Origin of the sequence: Dawidia cretensis, from assembly GCF_018598175.1 — a bacterium.
Classification (GTDB): Bacteria; Bacteroidota; Bacteroidia; order Cytophagales; family Cyclobacteriaceae; genus Ohtaekwangia; species Ohtaekwangia cretensis.
Genome location: NZ_JAHESE010000172.1, coordinates 1 through 307 on the forward strand (window position 1 = coordinate 1; position 307 = coordinate 307).

Annotated in this window: 1 protein-coding gene; it reads left to right on the top strand. The window is 62.9% G+C overall.

Features of this window, described 5'->3' with window-relative positions; all coding sequences use genetic code 11:
- Positions 1–307: FecR family protein (locus KK062_RS30240; RefSeq protein WP_369075195.1), on the top strand; the 307-nt coding region annotated here is incomplete at both ends.

Genomic DNA, 307 nt, shown 5'->3' on the forward strand with positions numbered 1-307 from the left:
GATCCATACCGGCGCACTCCCCACGCAGGTATTGGGCCCGTCCTTCAATGTGCGGAGCCTGGCAGATGCCATTACCGTGAGCGTGGCGACGGGGAAGGTGCAGGTGCGCCACGGTAGTCAGGCGCACGTCCTGTTGCCTGACGATCAGCTCGTCTATGATATACACCACCATACCGCGCGCGAGGGCAAAGCAGACCTGGTGCAGGCGCTGGCGTGGATGCAGCGGGTGCTGGTCTTTGAAGACCTGTCGCTGGAGGAGGCCGCGAAGAAGTTGCAGGGCGCCTATGGCGTGCGCGTGGTATTGGAA